The following is a 12826-nucleotide window of genomic DNA, read 5'->3' as shown; positions in this document are numbered from 1 at the left end:
AAGGAAGAAAATGTACGAAGTAGGAGATTTAATTGTTTATGGCCGGACAGGGATTTGTGAAGTGACCGAAATTACGACGCTGAAAATGGATGGAGTACCGAAGGACAAACTGTATTACATTTTGAGACCGGTACATGAGAAACACGGAAAAGTATTTACACCGGTAGACAATGAAAAAATTGTCATGCGAAGAGTCATTTCAAAAGAAGAAGCAGAAAAACTGATCCGTGAGATCCCGCAGATCGAGGGACTCTGGATCGGAAACGAGAAGCAAAGGGAAGAAAAGTACAGAGAATGCATGAAAAGCTGTAAATGCGCAGAGTGGGTGCGGATCATCAAGACACTGTATGAACGGAAAGTATCCCGCCTGAAGCAGGGAAAGAAGATCACGGCGACCGATGAACGTTATCTCCGGATGGCAGAAGGCAACCTGTATTCGGAGCTTTCCATAGCACTTGGAATTCCGGAAAGCGGAATGGAAGCATATATATCGAATAAAATAAATGAGACAGAAGAACCGGTACTTTGCTAATGCAGAGGACCGGTTCTTCCGGGTATAACGGGAGCGAAAAATGGTAACGACAGCACAGAGGGATGATTTTGCAGAATATTTGGCATTTCCGGCTGTTTTCTGAAAAATGGGTTCTTCAAATAGAAGCCATTCTATGCTATACTGTTTTGGATAAGATTGAAAATGAGGTGAAATCATGGATAAAGAATTAGAACTTGTGGAGCATAAAGCTTCGATCCTGATAGATGCGTTACCATATATCAGAGACTTTAACCAGAAAACGGTGGTCATTGAGTACGGATGTGCCGAGTGGCTCAGCGGAGTGGAAGAGCAGAGACTGATGCAGGATATCGTCCTCTTAAAGAGTGTTGGTATGCGCCCGATCGTAGTACATGATACCCGTATGGGACTGGACAAATTCCGTGAGAATAAGCGGATCGCCAAGCTCCTTGAACTCTGTGGAGTTAAGGCGATCGGTATCTGTGGTGTAGATACAGAGACTATTGGTCTGATGCTGGATAATGATTATATTCCGGTCATCGTGCCAAATGATATCGACAACGAAAGCGAATATATCGATCCGAAAGAGACTGCACTTGAGATTGCAGAGAAAATGCAGGCGGACAAGCTGGTTTATCTGTCAAAATATCCTGGAATCTACAAAGATGAAGAGAGAAAAGATATTTATTATAAGATTACCGTCCCGGAAGTAGAAAAACTGCGCAAAGAACGTAATTTCCCGAAAGAATTTGACGAGATCATCGGTTATGGCCTTCAGGCATCGAAAAATGGTGTCAACCGTGTGCATATTTTGGACGGAAGAATCCGTCACGTTCTTCTGATCGAATTCTTCAGTGTAAACGGAGCAGGAACGATCTTCATTGAAACAGAAGCAAAATTATATCTTCATGAGCTTGGCAAATAGGAGACCGGCTCGATGAAGAAAATGACAGGAAAAAATACACTGATGCTCTTTTTGACGGCATTCATCTGGGGATCTGCATTTGTAGCACAGAGCGTAGGGATGGACTATGTAGGACCATTTACATTCAGTTGTGTGCGTTCCTTTATCGGAGGAATCTTTCTGATCCCGTGTATCTGGTTCCTGGATCAATGGCGCGCCAAAAATGACGGGACAGAGGGAGGAAAAAAGGCAGTTTCCAAAGAAGAAAAAAAGATGGAACTGCTCGGTGGAATCTGTTGTGGTCTTGCACTATGCGTGGCAACCAATCTGCAGCAGATCGGAATGCAGTACACAACGGTAGGAAAAGCCGGATTCATCACAGCTCTTTACATTGTGCTTGTGCCGATCTTTGGAATTTTTCTGAAAAAGAAAGTAGAAGCAAGAATCTGGGTAAGTGTCATGATTTCTGTTGTGGGCTTATATCTGCTCTGTATCACCGACAAGCTGGTGCTTGGAAAAGGGGACACACTGGTTCTTCTGTGTGCGGTCGTATTTACGATCCACATTCTGGTGATCGATTATTTTTCACCAAAAGCAGACGGTGTGCGGATCGCCTGCATCCAGTTCTTCATAACCGGAATTCTGTCGGCAATCCCAATGTTTTTATTTGAAACACCACGTCTGTCAGATATTTTCGCAGCAGCAGTACCGGTACTTTATGCCGGAGTCCTCTCAAGCGGTGTAGCCTACACCCTCCAGATCGTAGCCCAGAAAGATGCCGACCCAACCGTGGCATCTCTCATCCTCAGCCTGGAATCCGTCTTCTCCGTCCTCGGAGGCTGGATGATTCTCGGTCAGAAACTAAGTATCCGAGAAATAGCAGGATGCATTCTGATGTTCAGCGCCATCATCCTCGCCCAACTGCCCGGAAAGCCGGAAAATAAAGAAGCATAGCTCCTCAATTGGTTGAAATTGTGGTGTCAAAACCAAACCACTCAGTGAGCCAAAGCTACCGCTTTCCGTTCATTACATTGAACACACACCAAAACATATAAATCAGGGAAAACCAGCAGAATGTACAAATGATTTTGTTTCAATTCCAATTGTTGTGCAATGGAGAGAAGACGCAGGGAATTGTGGAAGCCATTGCTGACACAATCCCCGCATTCAGCGGCTTCTCGGAATGGTTTGCACAACGGAAGTGAAACAAAATCATTTGTACATTCTGCGTCAATTCCTCCAATTCTACAAAATTTTGCGCTACCCACCCTCAATGTAACAAACTTAGAACTTCCATTTTAAACCCAGGTATGCTATACTAAACCCAGGTATGCGAAAGTATCTTAAAAACCAAGAGACAGGAGCAAAGACAGATGAAAAGAGTTCTTTTAAAATTAAGCGGAGAAGCACTTGCAGGAGACAAAAAGACAGGTTTTGATGAGGCAACATGTATTGGCGTTGCAAAGCAGGTAAAGCAGATCGTAGATCAGGGAATCCAGGTTGCAATCGTAACCGGAGGCGGTAATTTCTGGAGAGGAAGAACCAGCGAGACGATCGACCGTACCAAAGCGGACCAGATCGGAATGCTTGCAACAGTGATGAACTGCATCTATGTATCCGATATTTTCAGACATGTAGGTATGAAGACAGAGGTTTTCACTCCATTTGTCTGCGGAGCATTCACTTCCCTGTTTTCAAAAGATGCAGCAGTGGAAGCACTGAACGAAGGAAAAGTAATCTTTTTCGCAGGTGGCACAGGACACCCGTATTTCTCAACGGATACAGGAGCTGTTCTCCGTGCAATTGAGATTGAAGCAGATGCAATGCTTCTTGCAAAAGCGATTGACGGAATCTATGACAGCGATCCGAAGGTGAATCCGGAAGCGAAGAAGTATGATGAGATTTCTATTCAGGAAATCATCGATAAGAAGCTTATGGCAGTAGATCTGACCGCATCGATCATGTGCCTTGAGAATAAGATGCCGATGCTGGTATTCGGACTGAACGAAGAGAACAGTATCGTAGAGACAATGAGCGGTAATTTCAACGGAACAAAGGTGACTGTATAAGCAGCACCCATTAAGGGAGGATAACATATGAACGAAAAATTAAAAATATACGATGAAAAGATGCAGAAAACCATCCATGCACTGGATACAGAGCTTGCTTCTATCCGTGCAGGACGTGCAAACCCGAATATTCTGAACAAATTAACTGTAGAATATTATGGAACACCGACACCGATCCAGCAGGTGGCAAACATTTCTGTTCCGGAAGCACGTATGATCCAGATCCAGCCATGGGAAAAGAAGATCATCAAAGATATTGAGAAAGCAATCCTGATGTCTGATATCGGAATCAATCCAACCAACGATGGTACAGTAATCCGTCTGGTATTCCCGGAACTGACTGAGGAACGAAGAAAAGAACTGGTGAAAGATGTTAAGAAAAAAGGAGAAGCATCCAAGGTTGCAATCCGTAACATCCGCCGTGATGGAAATGATGCATTCAAGAAGCTGAAAGGAACAGACGTTTCGGAGGATGAAATTCAGGATCTTGAAGATCAGATCCAGAAGATGACTGACAAATACATCAAAGAAGTTGATGCAGCAGTCGATGCAAAGTCAAAAGAAGTTATGACAGTATAAGAAGGAAAGATAAGGGGCGGCGAGATGTTTGGCGCCTCTTTTCCTTTTTTATATCAGCAAATTTAGTATCAATGCAAGAGAGGGTTAAAAGATGAATGTACCGCAGCATATAGCCATCATCCTTGACGGTAACGGACGATGGGCGAAAGCAAAGGGGATGCCGAGAAACTACGGGCATGCGCAGGGCAGCAAGAATGTGGAAAAGATCTGTGAGGCTGCTTATAAGATGGGTGTCAAATATCTGACGGTCTATGCGTTTTCCACAGAGAACTGGAGCCGTCCGCAGAGTGAAGTGGATGCACTGATGAAGCTTCTTCGTAACTATATGAAAACCTGTCTGAAGACGGCGGAAAAGAACCGGATGCGTGTCCGCGTGATCGGAGACAAGACAGGTCTGGATGAAGATATCCGTACCAGAATTAAGGAACTGGAAGAGGCATCAAAAAATAATGACGGACTGAATTTCCAGATTGCGATCAATTATGGAAGCAGAGATGAGATGGTCCGTGCCATGCGCAAGATGACAAAAGACTGTGCAGATGGTAAATTTGCACCGGAAGAGATTACAGAAGAACTGTTTGAAGGATATCTGGATACACATGGGATTCCGGATCCGGATCTTCTGATCCGTACCAGCGGGGAACTCAGGCTTTCCAATTATTTGTTATGGCAGCTTGCTTATACAGAATTTTATTTTACAGATGTTCCGTGGCCGGATTTTTCAAAAGAAGAATTAGAAAAGGCAATTGGGCAATATAATAGCAGAGACAGAAGATATGGCGGAATCAAGGAGGACGAAGAAAATGTTTAAGACGAGATTACTCAGCGGAATTGTACTGGTTATCATTGCATTTGCAACGATCTTCCTTGGCGGGGATGTCCTGTTTGCAACACTTCTGATCATCAGCCTGATCGGAGTTTCCGAGCTTTACAAGGTTGTAAAGATTGAGAAAGCACCACTTGGAATCGTAGGGTATGCAGGCGTGATCGCGTATTATTTTCTGATACGTGCACAGAAAAAAGAAGATTTGATGATGTTTGCGATCATTTTACTGGTTCTTATGATGGCAGTTTATGTATTTGCCTTCCCGAAATATGTGTCCGAACAGGTCATGACCGCATATTTTGGCGTATTTTATGTGGCAATTATGTTATCCTATATTTATCAGACACGTCTGCTAAAAGATGGACTTTTCCTTGTGGGACTGGTATTTTTATGTTCCTGGGGATGTGATACCTGTGCGTACTGTGTGGGTGTGCTGATCGGAAAGCACAAGATGGCACCGAAGCTCAGCCCGAAGAAATCCGTGGAAGGCGGAGTTGGCGGACTGGCTGGAGCAGCACTTCTTGGCGCACTTTATGCCCTTGCGATCAACAAATGGGGCGGTGCTTCGGCAGGAGTCGGCGAATATGCGCTGATCTGCTTTGTCGGTGGTATCATTTCCATGATCGGGGATCTTGCGGCATCTGCGATCAAGAGAAATCATGAGATCAAGGATTACGGAAAACTGATTCCGGGACACGGTGGGATCCTGGACCGTTTTGACAGTGTGATCTTTACCGCACCGGTGATCTATTATCTGGCAGTTGCACTGATTTAATTTACAAACCAGCAGGAGTGTGTTTTACAGGGATGCACTTTGGTTGTAAGACAGATTGAAAATGCGTCAGTGAAAATTTTGCTGACAGGAGGTTTCAAATGAAAAAAATAGCAATATTAGGTTCAACAGGTTCGATCGGAACCCAGACTCTGGAGGTTGTCCGTGAGAACAAAGATATCGAAGTGACAGGGCTTGCGGCAGGAACAAATGTGGAGCTTTTAGAAAAGCAGATCCGTGAATTTCAGCCGAAGCTGGTTGCAATGTGGACAGAGGAAAAGGCGAAAGAACTGAGAGACCGGATCCGGGATCTGGATGTAAAAGTAGTTGCAGGGATGGATGGACTTCTGGAGATCGCAACGATGGAAGAAAGCGAAATCCTTGTTACTGCAATTGTCGGAATGATCGGGATCCGTCCGACGATCGCTGCGATCAAAGCAGGGAAGGACATTGCCCTTGCAAATAAAGAGACACTGGTAACAGCAGGACATATCATTATGCCACTTGCAAAAGAATGTGGTGTGAAGATCCTTCCGGTGGACAGTGAGCACAGTGCCATTTTCCAGTCTCTGCAGGGAAGCCATGGAAAGAAAGAACTGAAGAAGATCCTGCTTACGGCATCCGGTGGTCCGTTCCGTGGAAAGAAGCAGGAGGATCTTCTGAACATCCGTGTGGAAGATGCTTTAAAGCATCCGAACTGGGCGATGGGACGTAAGATTACCATTGATTCTTCGACCATGGTCAATAAAGGTCTGGAAGTTATGGAAGCCAGATGGCTTTTTGATGTGGATATTGATGATGTGCAGGTGGTTGTGCAGCCACAGAGTGTGATCCATTCTATGGTAGAGTATGTGGATGGAGCCGTGATCGCACAGCTTGGTACTCCGGATATGAAGCTGCCAATCCAGTATGCACTCTATTATCCGGAAAGAAGATTTCTTCCGGGAGAACGTGTGGATTTCTGGAGTATTGGACATCTTGATTTTGAAAAGCCGGATATGGATACCTTCTACGGACTTGCACTTGCTTACGAGGCAGGGCGGTGCGGTGGAACACTTCCGACGGTATTTAACGCAGCAAATGAACTTGCAGTCAGCCAGTTCCTGAACCGGGAGATCAAATATCTGGAAATTACAGAGATTATCGAAGACTGCATGAAAGCACATAAGACAATCGCGAATCCGACTGTGGAACAGATTCTGGACACAGAGCAGGAAACGTATGACAGAATCAGAAGCAGGAGGTAGCAAATGGGAATCGTACTGGCGATTTTACTTTTTGGATTCATCGTGTTTTTCCATGAACTGGGACATTTTCTTCTGGCGCGGATTAATGGAATCAATGTGTATGAATTCTGGATCGGAATGGGACCGACACTGGCACATAAAAAGATCGGAGAGACAGACTACTGTCTGAAAATACTGCCGATCGGCGGTGCGTGTGTGATGGGGGAAGATGAAAAAGACGATCTGTCAGAGGGAAGCTTCAACAGCAAATCGCCGTGGCGCAGGATCTCGGTCATTGCCGCAGGTCCGGTATTTAACTTTATTCTTGCCTTTATCGGAGCATTTATCATCATCTGTTTTGTGGGTGTGGATAAGCCGGTTATTGGAGCCGTGAATGCAGGAACACCGGCAGCAGAAGCAGGACTTCAGGCAGGCGATGAGATTGTGAAGATCAATGACAAAAGCATTCACATTTTCAAGGATATTTCCACGTACAACCAGTTCCATCAGGGAGAGACGATGGAGATCGTGTACAAAAGGGATGGAGAAAAGAATACGGTTTCCGTAATTCCGGAGAAGAATGAAAATGGATACTATCTGATTGGAATTACAAGCAGTAATTATGTGAAGACCAATGTGTTTGAAACTGCTGCGTACAGTGCGTATAATGTGAAATACTGGATCGATCTGACGGTTGACAGCCTGAAACAGCTTGTGACAGGACGGATCGGAGTGGATCAGTTATCCGGACCGGTGGGCGTTGTGAGTGCAGTTGATACAACCTATAAAGAAAGCAAGTCGGGAGGAGCGCTTCTGATATTCCTGAACTTGTTGCAGATGACGATCCTGCTTTCAGCCAACCTTGGAGTGATGAATTTACTTCCGCTTCCCGCACTGGATGGAGGCCGGCTGGTATTTCTGATCGTGGAAGTGATCCGTGGAAAGCGGGTGCCGCCGGAAAAAGAAGGGTATGTGCATCTGGCAGGAATGGCACTTCTGCTTTGTCTGATGGTATTTGTGATGTATAATGATATCCGGAGGATTTTCTTTTAGCTTCAGGTTGGTACAGCAGATTAGAGTAAATAAAAGATGAAAAGCATCTCGGTTGGGTTCAATTGAGGTGCTTTGTGTTAAGTGCAAAGAAACAGTCTATAGAAAATGTCTGGCAAGAGTGACATTATTTCATACAGGGAAAAAGCCGCAGGGACAGGCATTTAACCATGTTATGGATATGAAAATAAGTTTACAGAAAGAAGGATGGAAAGATGCGAGAGCAGCTTACAGAAAGTGATGTAAAGAAGATCGAAGAGGAGATCCAGCACCGCAAGCATGTCATCCGTAAGGAAGCGATTGAAGCGGTCAAGGAAGCGCGTGCACAGGGAGACTTAAGTGAGAACTTTGAATATCACGCAGCAAAAAAATATAAAAATCAGAATGAAAGCCGGATCCGGTATCTGGAAAGAATGCTGAAAAATGCGGAGATCGTATCCGATACTTCTGAAGAAGGTGTTGCCGGGATCAATAACCGTGTAACCGTATATTTCCCGGAGGATGATGAAGAAGAGACTTATAAACTGGTGACTTCTATCCGCGGAAATTCAATTCACAATTATATCAGTACCGAATCTCCGATCGGGAAGGCAATCTTTGGACATAAGGCAGGGGAGACTGTGAAGGTGAAGGTCAGCGATGATTATTCGTATGAGCTTGTGATCCGGAAGATTGAAGATACGACGGATGATGAGGAGGATAAGATCCGGGCGTTTTAGTTTGAAGAAGGGGGCTGTGGATGTGAGTGAAAAAGCAGAAATTACATTCATGCAGACAAGGCTGATAAGGCTTGCGTCAGAAGAATGGAAGATGCCATTAGAAAGAGTTCTTGAAATATTTAAGGAAACAGATGTATTTGGTTACATCGAAAAAGGTTATGGGATTTTTCATTGCGAGGGTGATGAAGCAGTGCTGGAAGATATTGAGGAATTTCTTGAAAGTAAAGGGGGGAAGGTCTGATGCTGGAATTAGCTGATGGAATGATATTATATCATGGGAGCTATTGTAAAGTTGCAAAACCAGAGCTTGAAAAGTGTGCAAAGAGAAAAGACTTTGGCAGGGGATTTTATCTGACTTCTTCAAAGGAACAGGCGGTTAGTTTTCTGAAGACTTCTATTTTAAAAGCAGCTGCGAGTGGAAAAATAGGAACAGATCAGACATGGGGATATGTGTCAAAATTTAGAGTTGACTTAAAAAAAGAACTTAACAGTTATATTTTTCAAAACGCAGATGTGGATTGGTTACATTGTATTACGGCACATAGAAAGAGAAACTCATTTAATGCGATTGAAAAAGAAATGTCGCAATACGATGTGATTATAGGAAAAATAGCAGATGATGCGACAAATGCAACGCTGACGGCTTATATTGCAGGTGCATTTGGTAAAATAGGAGACAGAGAGGCAGATGAATTTTGTATTGGACGTTTACTGCCTGAAAAATTGCAAAACCAGTATTGTTTTAAAACGGTAGAAGCACTTGAGTGTCTGAAATTTATGGAGGCTGAGAAAATATGGCTGAAGAAATGATTTCAAAGGAGCAGATGGATTATACAATTGATGTATTGATTGCAATGGTTGTGGAAGAACTTGCGGAAGATTTGCATGAGGAGCCGAACAAGGTATTATATGATTTCCTTCAGTCAAAAATTGGAAAAGCACTTTACGATGAATCTACAAAGCTTTGGTGGAATGGCCCTTCCTATATAGCGGATATGTATAAAGAAGAGATTTCTAAAAAGTAATTTCAGTGTGAAGAACAAATATGGATCAGGATATTCCAGAACCCATATAAAATACCAGCCCCGAAGATCGTTGCGAGAATGTATACCAGAATTGCAAGATTATTTCCGCAGAGTTCACCAATTTTTACGAAGAAAATCTGTGTCATCTGGTAGTCTGGATTGATGTAGAAAAGATTGATCTCTCCAAAGGAATCCAGAATATGATTCAGATATTCGGCGATGAGGGCAAACAAAATATAGAGCAAGGTAATACGCGAGAAAGAAGGCAGCAGATGATGTGAAGAAGCGTCAGTCGGCTGTCTTTTAATATTTTTTGCACAAGAAAGAGGAGTCATTGGTACAGATTTCTGCACCAGAAGTATACCGGACAGGATTCCTGTGATAATTAGTAAAATATGCCAGAGATAGGAGTGGACTGTCAGAATCAGAAGTGGATAGTGCATACCGCTTGTGTCGAAGAATACAGCAATTCCACCAAGGAGATTATAGGTTGCGAGAAAACCGAGAATGGTATTTCGGGCAGACTCGGTGTGGAAAAATGGATAGAGGACAAGAAGATACATCGGAAGACTGCAAAGCTGGAATGGGAAATACCACAGGTTGTAGTGCCCGTCATCCACGACGAAAGTCAGAAGTAATTGTTTCAGGATTTCGCCGGCGAACAGAAAACTGCCGATAAAGAATAAAATTTTTTCTATGCAGTGTGGTGAAAGTTTTCTTATCATATGGACTCCTCAAAATTTACTTTTGACTCTCACATCATTTTATAGGTGTAGTATACGCTGGAATCAAGTGTATTACAAGATTTATAGAGAATTTAAACAGTTATTTATAGAAATAGCCTGAAAAATTATAGAAAAATACCATGATAATATATAGTTAGAATTGACTGACCTATGTGCATGGAGATATAATTAAATATAATGATGCAGACGGAGTGGAAGATTCCTATCTGAATGCTGAATGGAGAATAATTTTATACAATAGACTTTGACGGCAAGGTGGATCCGAGCGGGAAACAGTTGGTGATATACGAAGGTGTATAGTGGGACTCGTCTACCGTTTTGGCAGACGGGTCTTTTGTGTAGAAAGGAATAAAGGTTATGTTAAAGGTAGCGATTTATGGAAAGGGCGGTATCGGAAAGTCGACGATCACGTCCAATCTGGCGGCTGCATTTGCGGCGATGGGGAAAAAGGTAATTCAGATCGGTTGCGATCCGAAGGCAGATTCTACGATCAATCTGCTTGGCGGTGAGCCACTGAGGCCGGTGATGAATTATATGAGAGAAGAAGATGAGGAACCAGAGAAGCTTTCAGATATTGCAAAAGAAGGTTATGGCGGCGTGCTCTGTATTGAGACAGGCGGACCGACACCGGGGCTCGGATGCGCGGGACGTGGGATTATTGCCACATTCCAGCTTTTAGAAGATCTGCGGTTATTTGAAACATACAAACCGGATGTGGTACTTTATGATGTCCTTGGAGATGTAGTTTGTGGCGGATTTGCAGCGCCGATCCGGGAAGGGTATGCAGAGAAGGTTCTGATCGTAACTTCCGGAGAAAAGATGGCGCTTTATGCGGCGAACAACATTTCCAGTGCGGTAAGAAATTTTGAGGACAGAAGTTATGCCAGAGTATTCGGAATCGTGCTTAATCACAGAAACGTGGAAAATGAAACAGAGAAGGTACAGGCATTTTCGGAAAAAAGCGGGATTCCGATCGTTGGGGAAATCCCGAGAAGCGATGAGATCATCCGCTATGAGGATCAGGGAATGACGGTGATCGAAGGAGACAAGGCTTCGGCGATCAGCAGAAGATTCTTTGATCTGGCAGAATTATTACTAAAGAGTGAGGAATAGAAGGTATGGCAAAGGAAGCATATTATTGTACCGTAAAAGAACTAAATGAACTGGGAAGAGATGCAATCCCGGCACAGCTTCGGTCGAATACACATCTGATCTACAGCTCACCGGCAACGCTTGCATTTAACTCACCGGGAGCCGAGGGCTTTGGAGTAAAAAGAGCCGGACTTGCCGTACCGGATTCGATCATGCTGATCGTGGCACCGGGCTGCTGCGGAAGAAATACGTCCCTGATCAGCTCCATGCGGGAATATGACAACCGCTTTTTTTATCTGATGATGGACGAGACCGATATCGTAACGGGGCGTCATTTGAAAAAAATCCCGAAGGCAGTAGAAGAGATCTGTAAATGCTGTGAAAAAAGACCATCCGTTGTGATGATCTGTATCACCTGTGTAGATGCCCTTCTGGGAACGGATATGGAGCGTGTGTGCAGAAAGGCAGAAGAAAGAGCGGGACTTCCGGTTCGTCCGTGCTACATGTACGCACTTACAAGAGAAGGAAGAAAGCCGCCGATGGTGCATGTACGTCAGTCCTTATACTCCCTTCTGGAGCCAAAGAAGAAAAAAGGAAATGTGGTTAATCTTCTTGGATTTTTCTCACCGCTGGTCGATGAGTGTGAGCTGTATGATCTGCTTGGCAGCGCAGGAGTCAGGACGGTTCATGAGATTTCCAGATGTAAGGATTATGAAGAGTATCAGACTATGTCTGAGGCAAATTTTAATCTGGTACTTCATCCGGAAGCCAGATTTGCGGCAGAGGATTTCCACAACCGTCTGCAGATTCCATTTATTGAACTGAGAAGGCTCTATCAGACGGACAAGATTGCCAGCCAGTATCAGGCATTTGGGAGAGTGCTTGGGGTGGAATTTTCCGATGGGGCTTACCGCAAAAAAGCAGAAGATGCCGTGGCAAAATTCAAAGAAAAACGGCCGGATGCAAGCTTTGCGATTGGCGAATGCATGAACGGGGATCCATTTGAAATGGCACTTGCAATGATCAAATATGGATTCCGGGTGCCGGAGATCTATGGAACACTGACAGCGGAGAACTTCATTTACCTGAACCAGTTGTCCAAGCTCAGTCCGGAGACAAAAGTTTTTTCAAACATGGAACCGACCATGCTGTACTACGATCCGGAAAAGAGCGGCGTGAATATGACCATTGGAAAGGATGCAGGATACTATCATCCGGAACAGCCGAACGTGGTCTGGAATCAGGACAGACAGCCTTATGGTTATGCAGGCGTGACACGGCTGTTTGAAAACCTTTTGGAGGTGTAA

At 44.1% G+C, this 12826-nt stretch carries 16 protein-coding genes; 15 read left to right on the top strand and 1 reads right to left on the bottom strand.

Translation table 11 applies throughout. The annotated features are described in order from the left end of the window. Nucleotides 1-10 precede the first annotated feature (10 nt). From G4407_RS09180 to G4407_RS09120, 13 genes are all read left to right on the top strand, one after another. Nucleotides 11-532, top strand: a complete 522-nt coding sequence (locus G4407_RS09180) for a CarD family transcriptional regulator (protein ID WP_173688647.1) — start codon at nt 11-13, stop codon at nt 530-532. Between the two features lie 175 nt (nt 533-707). After that, nucleotides 708-1436: an amino acid kinase family protein gene (locus G4407_RS09175; protein ID WP_173688646.1), complete on the top strand. Its 729-nt coding sequence runs from the start codon at nt 708-710 to the stop codon at nt 1434-1436. Nucleotides 1437-1448: 12 nt separating this feature from the next. Beyond that, complete coding sequence (locus G4407_RS09170) at nt 1449-2369, top strand: DMT family transporter (protein WP_173688645.1); 921 nt, start codon at nt 1449-1451, stop codon at nt 2367-2369. 419 nt (nt 2370-2788) lie between these two features. Continuing rightward, complete coding sequence (gene pyrH / locus G4407_RS09165) at nt 2789-3484, top strand: UMP kinase (RefSeq protein ID WP_022220574.1); 696 nt, start codon at nt 2789-2791, stop codon at nt 3482-3484. A 27-nt stretch (nt 3485-3511) separates the two neighbouring features. After that, nucleotides 3512-4063 (top strand): ribosome recycling factor, encoded by a 552-nt coding sequence (frr, locus tag G4407_RS09160; protein ID WP_173688644.1) that lies wholly within the window; start codon nt 3512-3514, stop codon nt 4061-4063. A gap of 91 nt (nt 4064-4154) precedes the next feature. After that, entirely contained in the window at nt 4155-4874 is a 720-nt protein-coding gene (locus tag G4407_RS09155) for an isoprenyl transferase (protein WP_173688643.1), read from the top strand. Next, a complete protein-coding gene (locus G4407_RS09150) occupies nt 4867-5664 on the top strand; it encodes a phosphatidate cytidylyltransferase (RefSeq protein ID WP_173688642.1) in 798 nt (265 codons plus the stop codon). Before G4407_RS09155 ends, G4407_RS09150 begins: the two co-directional genes overlap by 8 nt. Nucleotides 5665-5762: 98 nt before the next feature. Further along, the gene (locus G4407_RS09145; protein ID WP_173688641.1) at nt 5763-6908 is read left to right on the top strand and encodes a 1-deoxy-D-xylulose-5-phosphate reductoisomerase; all 1146 of its coding nucleotides are present in this window, start codon (nt 5763-5765) and stop codon (nt 6906-6908) included. Between the two features lie 3 nt (nt 6909-6911). Then, nucleotides 6912-7940 carry an RIP metalloprotease RseP gene (rseP, locus tag G4407_RS09140; RefSeq protein WP_173688640.1) on the top strand — a complete coding sequence of 343 codons (1029 nt, stop codon included), beginning with the start codon at nt 6912-6914 and terminating at the stop codon, nt 7938-7940. A gap of 212 nt (nt 7941-8152) precedes the next feature. Further along, nucleotides 8153-8656, top strand: coding sequence for a transcription elongation factor GreA (gene greA, locus G4407_RS09135; RefSeq protein ID WP_008372359.1), 504 nt, complete (start codon nt 8153-8155; stop codon nt 8654-8656). Nucleotides 8657-8678: 22 nt separating this feature from the next. Beyond that, nucleotides 8679-8897 (top strand): DUF3791 domain-containing protein, encoded by a 219-nt coding sequence (locus G4407_RS09130; protein ID WP_173688639.1) that lies wholly within the window; start codon nt 8679-8681, stop codon nt 8895-8897. Beyond that, entirely contained in the window at nt 8897-9466 is a 570-nt protein-coding gene (locus G4407_RS09125) for a DUF3990 domain-containing protein (protein ID WP_173688638.1), read from the top strand. Before G4407_RS09130 ends, G4407_RS09125 begins: the two co-directional genes overlap by 1 nt. Next, complete coding sequence (locus tag G4407_RS09120; RefSeq protein ID WP_173688637.1) at nt 9451-9681, top strand: hypothetical protein; 231 nt, start codon at nt 9451-9453, stop codon at nt 9679-9681. Before G4407_RS09125 ends, G4407_RS09120 begins: the two co-directional genes overlap by 16 nt. 2 nt (nt 9682-9683) lie before the next feature. Here G4407_RS09120 and G4407_RS09115 read toward each other — a convergent pair whose 3' ends face one another. Then, nucleotides 9684-10406, bottom strand: a complete 723-nt coding sequence (locus G4407_RS09115) for a hypothetical protein (RefSeq protein ID WP_173688636.1) — start codon at nt 10404-10406, stop codon at nt 9684-9686. A gap of 378 nt (nt 10407-10784) precedes the next feature. Here G4407_RS09115 and G4407_RS09110 point away from each other — a divergent pair, with 378 nt between their 5' ends. Next, nucleotides 10785-11540 (top strand): nucleotide-binding protein, encoded by a 756-nt coding sequence (locus G4407_RS09110; RefSeq protein WP_173688635.1) that lies wholly within the window; start codon nt 10785-10787, stop codon nt 11538-11540. A gap of 5 nt (nt 11541-11545) precedes the next feature. Beyond that, nucleotides 11546-12826, top strand: a complete 1281-nt coding sequence (locus G4407_RS09105; RefSeq protein ID WP_173688634.1) for a nitrogenase component 1 — start codon at nt 11546-11548, stop codon at nt 12824-12826.

The organism is Allocoprococcus comes, assembly GCF_013300725.1.
In the GTDB taxonomy this organism is placed as follows: domain Bacteria; phylum Bacillota; class Clostridia; order Lachnospirales; family Lachnospiraceae; genus Allocoprococcus; species Allocoprococcus comes_A.
Note: the sequence above shows the minus strand (reverse complement) of the source record. Positions and strands in the feature narration are given on the sequence as shown.

Coding starts and splice junctions, on each gene's coding strand:
- G4407_RS09180 (WP_173688647.1), top strand. CDS start 11: ATGTACGAAGTAGGAGATTTAATTGTTTATGGCCGGACAGGGATTTGT.
- G4407_RS09175 (WP_173688646.1), top strand. CDS start 708: ATGGATAAAGAATTAGAACTTGTGGAGCATAAAGCTTCGATCCTGATA.
- G4407_RS09170 (WP_173688645.1), top strand. CDS start 1,449: ATGAAGAAAATGACAGGAAAAAATACACTGATGCTCTTTTTGACGGCA.
- pyrH (WP_022220574.1), top strand. CDS start 2,789: ATGAAAAGAGTTCTTTTAAAATTAAGCGGAGAAGCACTTGCAGGAGAC.
- frr (WP_173688644.1), top strand. CDS start 3,512: ATGAACGAAAAATTAAAAATATACGATGAAAAGATGCAGAAAACCATC.
- G4407_RS09155 (WP_173688643.1), top strand. CDS start 4,155: ATGAATGTACCGCAGCATATAGCCATCATCCTTGACGGTAACGGACGA.
- G4407_RS09150 (WP_173688642.1), top strand. CDS start 4,867: ATGTTTAAGACGAGATTACTCAGCGGAATTGTACTGGTTATCATTGCA.
- G4407_RS09145 (WP_173688641.1), top strand. CDS start 5,763: ATGAAAAAAATAGCAATATTAGGTTCAACAGGTTCGATCGGAACCCAG.
- rseP (WP_173688640.1), top strand. CDS start 6,912: ATGGGAATCGTACTGGCGATTTTACTTTTTGGATTCATCGTGTTTTTC.
- greA (WP_008372359.1), top strand. CDS start 8,153: ATGCGAGAGCAGCTTACAGAAAGTGATGTAAAGAAGATCGAAGAGGAG.
- G4407_RS09125 (WP_173688638.1), top strand. CDS start 8,897: ATGCTGGAATTAGCTGATGGAATGATATTATATCATGGGAGCTATTGT.
- G4407_RS09120 (WP_173688637.1), top strand. CDS start 9,451: ATGGCTGAAGAAATGATTTCAAAGGAGCAGATGGATTATACAATTGAT.
- G4407_RS09115 (WP_173688636.1), bottom strand. CDS start 10,406: ATGATAAGAAAACTTTCACCACACTGCATAGAAAAAATTTTATTCTTT.
- G4407_RS09110 (WP_173688635.1), top strand. CDS start 10,785: ATGTTAAAGGTAGCGATTTATGGAAAGGGCGGTATCGGAAAGTCGACG.
- G4407_RS09105 (WP_173688634.1), top strand. CDS start 11,546: ATGGCAAAGGAAGCATATTATTGTACCGTAAAAGAACTAAATGAACTG.